The sequence below is a fragment of the Microbacterium sp. UBA837 genome, assembly GCF_002296025.1.
Taxonomy (GTDB): Bacteria; Actinomycetota; Actinomycetes; order Actinomycetales; family Microbacteriaceae; genus Microbacterium.
The window spans coordinates 1-6,453 of sequence record NZ_DBHD01000002.1 but is presented as its reverse complement, the minus strand read 5'-3'; the positions used below and the strand labels follow the sequence as shown (position 1 = coordinate 6,453).

General features: G+C 67.9%; 6 protein-coding genes. 1 reads left to right on the top strand and 5 read right to left on the bottom strand.

The features are described from left to right. Positions 1-156: 156 nt before the first annotated feature. The 4 genes from B3587_RS00130 to B3587_RS00115 all read right to left on the bottom strand — a co-directional run bounded on the left by B3587_RS00130 (position 157) and on the right by B3587_RS00115 (position 4,271). Entirely contained in the window at positions 157-702 is a 546-nt protein-coding gene (locus B3587_RS00130) for an OsmC family protein (RefSeq protein WP_292725619.1), read from the bottom strand. 124 nt (positions 703-826) lie between these two features. Beyond that, the gene (locus B3587_RS00125; RefSeq protein WP_228178390.1) at positions 827-1,672 is read right to left on the bottom strand and encodes a transglutaminase family protein; all 846 of its coding nucleotides are present in this window, start codon (positions 1,670-1,672) and stop codon (positions 827-829) included. Continuing rightward, positions 1,669-2,601 carry an alpha-E domain-containing protein gene (locus B3587_RS00120; RefSeq protein WP_292725618.1) on the bottom strand — a complete coding sequence of 311 codons (933 nt, stop codon included), beginning with the start codon at positions 2,599-2,601 and terminating at the stop codon, positions 1,669-1,671. The genes B3587_RS00125 and B3587_RS00120 overlap by 4 nt, the downstream gene beginning before the upstream one ends. Further along, complete coding sequence (locus tag B3587_RS00115; RefSeq protein WP_292725616.1) at positions 2,595-4,271, bottom strand: circularly permuted type 2 ATP-grasp protein; 1,677 nt, start codon at positions 4,269-4,271, stop codon at positions 2,595-2,597. The genes B3587_RS00120 and B3587_RS00115 overlap by 7 nt, the downstream gene beginning before the upstream one ends. 100 nt (positions 4,272-4,371) lie before the next feature. Between B3587_RS00115 and B3587_RS00110 the strand changes: the two genes are divergently transcribed. Beyond that, entirely contained in the window at positions 4,372-5,934 is a 1,563-nt protein-coding gene (locus tag B3587_RS00110; protein WP_292725614.1) for a molybdopterin-dependent oxidoreductase, read from the top strand. Positions 5,935-6,069: 135 nt separating this feature from the next. Here the strand turns inward: B3587_RS00110 and B3587_RS00105 are convergent. After that, positions 6,070-6,453, bottom strand: a 384-nt coding sequence (locus B3587_RS00105; protein ID WP_292725612.1) for an aminotransferase class III-fold pyridoxal phosphate-dependent enzyme, incomplete at its 5' end; no start/stop codon positions are given.

Here is a 6,453-nt window from a genome sequence, read left to right as displayed (position 1 = left end):
GTGCTCGATCACGTCATACTCCGCGGCAGGGTGCAGGTGTGCGTCGGCACGGATCTGCATCTTGAGCTCCCCCGCACCCCCGAGTTCGCTCGGGCAAACCTCGACCCGGAGGACCTGCGCGAACAGGTCGACCGGGCCGAGTCCTGAGGAGGTCGGTCAGCGAACCGTCACGGATGTCGTGACCGGCGTGGGATTGGCGAACAGGTCGAGGACGGGGCAGTGGGCGTCGACGACCTGGCGCAGCCGTTCGTACTCGGCTGCGCTCGCGTCGCCGCTCACCTCGATCGAGACGCGCACCTCGGAGAAACCGGGGCGGACGGTCTCGTCCTTGCCGAACAATCGAGCCGCATCGAGATCTCCCTCGGCCGTCACCTCGATGTGATCGAGCGCGATGCCGAGCGCGTGAGCGTAGAGGCGAAAAACGACCACCTGACACGCGGCGATCGCGCCGAGCGCGTACTCGACGGGGCTTGCAGCTGAATCGTCACCGGCAAGCGCGGCAGGTTCGTCGATGACGAACTCGTGTCCGCCGGCACTGACGCGGGTCGCAACGGCTCCCTCGCCGGTGCCGCGGACGCGATAGGTGAGGTGGGCGGCCGTGCGGTCGGCGTCGATCCGCGATCCCCAGGCGGATGCTGCAGCATCCAGGCGGGACGCGCGCTCGACAGCAAGGTCTTCGGAGGTGGGCGCGAGAGTTGTCATGACGCGACGGTAGTCCCGGTCAACGCATCCAGCGAACTCCGTCCGAAACGCAGGGTCACGCGAGGTCATATACCGTCACACCGCGTCAGCCGCCGTCACGCGACGCAACACTCCGTCACCCAGGTCACGCCTCGCGGGTGATCGTCACCTTCACCGACATGTCGCTCTTGAAGGGCCCCGCGTACACGCCCCGCACAGGCGGCACGTCGTTGTAGTCGCGGCCGCGTCCCACGAGCACGTGACGGTCTCCGATCTCGGTGTTGTTGGTCGGGTCGAAGCCCTCCCACGATCCCGAGAACCACTCCACCCAGGCGTGCGATTCTCCCTCGACGGGCACCCCGACCTCGGCGTTGGCATTCGGGTGCAGGTATCCCGAGACGTAGCGGGCGGGGATACCGACCTCACGCAGCGCCCCCAACACGATGTGCGCGATGTCCTGGCAGACGCCCTTGCGCGCCTCCCAGGCTTCTGCCCCGGTGGAGTGGACGCCCGTCACGCCGTGGACGTACTCGACGGCATCCCCGATAGCCATCGCTATAGCGTGAGCGGCCTGGCCCGGCTGATCGTGCTGCGCAGCAACTGCCCGGGCTATCTCCGCAACCTCCGGATGCGGCTTGGTGCGCGAGGTCTGGCCGAGCTGCTCGACGACCTCTACCGAACGCGCCGCCTCCCGGCGCAGCTGATCCCAGGTCATGTCTGCGTGCTCGAGCGGACGCGGGCGCACCTCCACGAGGGAGCGAGCGGTGAGAGTCAGGGAGGCGTGAGGCGACAGGATGTCGAACGAGGTCACCCGCGTGCCGAAGTAGTCGACGTACTGGTTCACCGACGTCGACGGTTCGATGTCGAGCGAAGCGCTCAGCACGAACTGGCTGTCGGTGGAACCCGGCAGCATCCGCGCCTCGTTGTACGAGGCCGAGACGTCCCCCTGGTACGCGAAGGCCGTCTGGTGTTCGATGCGCAGGCGCTTCATGAGATCTCTCCGATCCAGCTCGGCTCAGCCTGCGTCGGGAAGAAGCGCTGGCGGATCGCCTCCGACGCCTCGCGGGTGACGACCTGCACGCGCTCCATCTCCTCGGGAAGATCGCTGAGGATGTCGGCGACGGGCTTGTACTCGAGCTCGTTGCGGATCCGGCCGAGCGCTCGCAGAACGCTGCTGGAGTGCCCGACGCGGTCGGCACGCGGATCGATGGCCGACATGCACGCCTCTGCCTGCTGGATCGAGTAGATGATCGAGCGCGGGAACAGGCGGTCCAAGAGCAGGAACTCGGCGGCGTTGCGCGCACTCGGGATGCCCCGATAGGTGCGCAGGTATGCCTCGTAGGCGCCGCACGACCGCAGAATCGTCGTCCACGACGGACCGGATGCCTCGGTCAGCGACCGCGTGGCAAGGAGCCGAGCGGTCATGTCGGCCCGCTCGATGCTGCGCCCGAGTGTGAAGAACTGCCACGACTCATCCCGGCTCGTCGACGAGTCCACGACTCCGACCGCGAGCGCGGCGCGCTCGCGGGCCCACTGGAAGAAGTCGTGCACCTTGTCGGTCTGCAGACGCCGCGGCATCCGGGAGTTGGTGGTGTTGAGGCACTCCCAGAGCTCGGTCGAGACGATCTCCCGGGCCCGGCGTGCGTTCTCGCGGGCGGATGCCACCGAGTAGGCGATGCTCGAGGGGTTCATCCGGTCGACCGCGAGCCGCTGCAGCACGTCGTTACGCCCGACGACCTCGAGGCCGTCCGGCGGAACGGAGCCCATGACGCTCAGGAGCGACCGGCACGCGGTGTCTTCGTCGATCCAGGGATCCTCCAGCAGGAGCTGGAGGTGCACGTCGAGGATGCGGGCAGTGCCGTCCGAGCGCTCGATGTAGCGTCCGATCCAGAAGAGGCTCTCGGCGATGCGGCTCAGCATGGCGCACCATCCTGGGCCTGCTGCTGCTGTTGCTCTTGCTGCTCGGTGTGCGTGCGGGGACGATCCTGTGGCGAGTGCGTCGGCTCGGTCTGCTCGGGATAGATGATCGGGATCGCCTCGGTGACGGACGCCTGATCGGCGACGAGCCCGGCTAGACCGTGACCCTGCCCGTACTCGACGTGCGGCGGAGCATCGCCGCCGACGATCCACGTGTCTTTGGATCCACCGCCCTGGCTCGAGTTGACGACGAGCTGCCCCTCCGGCAGCGCCACGCGGGTGAGACCACCCGGGAGCACCCACACTTCGTCGCCGTTGTTGACGGCGAACGGACGCAGGTCTGCGTGCCGTGGCCGCACCCCGTCCTCCACGAGAGTCGGGATGGTCGAGAGCATGACGACCGGCTGGGCGATCCAGCCGCGCGGGTCGGCAAGCAGGCGCTTGCGAAGCTTCTCAAGTTCGGCAGGCGAGGCATCCGGGCCGACGACGAGACCCTTCCCGCCCGAGCCATCGACTGGCTTCACCACGAGCTCGTCGAGACGGTCCAGGACCTCCTCGAGCGCGTTCGGATCCTCGAGGCGCCACGTGTCGACATTCTTGAGGATCGGCTCTTCGGCGAGGTAGTACCGGATCAGGTCGGGCACGTAGGTATAGAGCAGTTTGTCGTCGGCGACGCCGTTGCCCACGGCGTTGGCGATCGTGACGTTGCCCAGGCGCGCTGCCAGCAGCAGGCCGGGAGCTCCGAGCATGGAGTCGGCGCGAAACTGCAGCGGATCGAGGAAGTCGTCGTCGACCCGACGGTAGATCACGTCGACGCGCTGCGGTCCACGGGTCGTGCGCATGAAGACCTTGCCGCCGATGCATACGAGATCCCGGCCTTCGACGAGCTCGACGCCCATGAGCCGGGCAAGCAGGGTGTGCTCGAAGTACGCCGAGTTGTAGACACCGGGGGTGAGGACGACGACGTTCGGGTCCTCGATGCCCGGGGGCGCCGAGGCACGAAGCGCGCCCAGCAGCTTGTTCGGATAGTCACCGACCGGGCGCACCCGCATCGACACGAACAGCTCGGGCAGCGTCTGGGCCATCACCCGCCGGTTCGAGATGACGTAGCTCACGCCGGATGGCACACGAACGTTGTCTTCGAGCACGCGCATCTCGCCGTGCTCATCACGGATGAGGTCGATCCCCGAGACCTGGATGCGCACTCCGTTGGCACTGTGAATCCCGGCAGCCTGCCGGTAGTAGTACTGCGAGGACGCGATGAGCGCGGCTGGCAGCACTCCGTCACGCACGCAGTGCTGCCGACCGTACGCGTCATCGAGGAACGCTTCGAGGGCCCGGACGCGCTGCGAGACTCCAGCCTCCACACGCGACCACTCGTCGTAGGGGATGACACGGGGCACAGCATCCAGCGGGAAGGGGCGTTCCTCACCCGCGAAATCGAACGTGACGCCTTGCGCGAGGTACGAACTCGCAAGCGAATCGGTGCGGCCGCGCAGCTCCTCTTGGGTCATCTGCGCGAGCGCCTGGTAGAGCTCGCGGTACGCCCGCCGCGACTCGGCCGACCCATCCTTTGCCGGCGCTGACGCGAACATCTCATCGAAGGGCGGGACGCCCGACGATGTCTTCCGCGTCGATGCGGTGGAGCCGTATCCGTCGAACAGGTCACCCATGGGTCGAGCCTAGTCGCGGCCGTGTTGCACGGGTGTTTCCTTCTTTCGGATTCCTTACGGACGGGCCGCACCCCCTCCGAACGCGGTTAGCCTCGGGAACGTGGGTGACACCCGACGCAGGCAAGACACCGCCGTCGCCGCTCTCGCAGGAGCCGCCGCGGCGATCCTCGGTGCGGGCCTGGGAGAACTCTCGGCGGTCTTGTTCGCTCCGGCATCCAGCCCGTTCGCCGTCATCGGCGGGGCGATCATCGATGCCGCGCCGCCGTGGGGCAAGGACCTCGCGATCGCCCTGTTCGGGACGAACGACAAGATCGCTCTGCTGACGGGCATCGGAATCGTCCTCGTGCTGCTGGCGGGAGTGGCCGGCATCCTGCAGCTGCGCAAGCCCCCGTGGGGCCTGGTCATTCTCGGCGCGTTCGGTGTCGTGGGCGCTGTCGTCGCCCTCACCCGCAGCGATGCCAGCGGGATCGCTTGGCTTCCCTCGGTCATCGCAGGCGTCGTTTCGGTCCTTGCGCTGCACTACCTCATCCGGGTACTGCGGCGCAGTGCGGCGCGCGATGACGAGGCCACCGACACGGATGCCGACACTCGACCGAGCCGCCGCCAGGCACTCGTGTGGATGGGCGGCGCAACCGCGGTCGGCGTTATTGCGGCAGTCGCCGGAAACATCGCACGCGGCGGGGCGCGAGCGGTGACGACCGTGCGCGACGCGTTGAAGCTGCCTGCGCCCGCGACGACCGCCCCGCCAATACCCGCGGGCGCCGAGCTCGACATCCAGGGGATCACGCCCCTCATCACGCCGAACGCCGACTTCTACCGCATCGACACTGCCCTGGTGGTTCCGCAGGTCGATCCTGCGACGTGGAGTCTTCGCATCCACGGCATGGTCGAGGAAGAGGTCGAACTCACCTGGGACGAACTGCTCGCGCTGCCGCTGGATGAGAGCACGACGACACTCACGTGCGTCTCGAACAACGTCGGCGGTGACCTCGTCGGCAACGCGGTATGGCTGGGTTACCCCATCCGCGAGCTGCTCGCCCGGGCTCGCCCGACGGCGGATGCCGACATGGTGCTGTCGACGTCGGTCGATGGGTTCACCGCGGGGACGCCACTGGAGGCGCTCACTGACGATCGCAATGCGATTCTCGCCATCGGCATGAACGGCGAGCCCCTTCCACCCGAGCACGGCTTTCCGGTGCGGATGGTCGTACCCGGGCTCTACGGATACGTATCGGCCACCAAGTGGGTCGTCGATCTCGAGGTCACGCGGTTCGATCAGGCCGAGGGCTACTGGACCCCGCGCGGCTGGTCGGAACTCGGCCCCATCAAGCTGCAGTCCCGTATCGATGTGCCCCGCTCGGGCGTCACCGTGCCCGCCGGCCAGACCGTCATCGCGGGCGTGGCGTGGCAGCAGCACGTCGGGGTAGCCGGCGTCGAGGTGAAGATCGATGACGGCCCGTGGCAGCAGGCAGAGCTTGCCACCGCGATCTCCGACGACACGTGGGTGCAGTGGAGCATCCCGTGGAACGCGACGGATGCCGGTCAGCACACCATCCGGTGCCGCGCCACGAACGTCAACGGCGAAACGCAGACATCCGATCAGGCCCCGCCGGCTCCGAACGGTGCGACCGGTTGGCACACCATCATCGCCAACGTCGCGTAGCACCCGCTTCCCGCATCCACCCCGTCCGCCGAACCCACACCTTCCGCGCCGAACCCACACCTTCCGCGCGCCAGAACGTGTGGGTTCGGGCAGGATGCTGTGGGTTCGCGCCTCGGGACAGGCCGGGCGCGGGGGTCACGCAGCGAGGACGAGTTTGAGCTGCTCGACTGCCCAGTCGATCTCGGTGGCACGGATGACGAGGGGCGGTGCGATCCGGATGGTCTGACCGTGCGTGTCCTTGACGAGCACGCCACGGGAGAGGAGCCGCTCGGCCACCTCTCGCCCGGTGCCGACGTGCGGATCGATGTCGATGCCTGCCCAGAGCCCCGCGACGCGGATCGCGGTCACCCCGTGCCCGACGAGGTCCGAAAGGCGCGACTCGAGGTGCTCCCCGAGTGCGCGAGCTCGCTCCTGGAACTCTCCGGTCGAGAGCATCTCAACGACACGCTCACCGATCGCGGCAGCGAGCGGGTTCCCTCCGAAGGTCGAGCCGTGCTCGCCGGGACGGATGACGCCGAG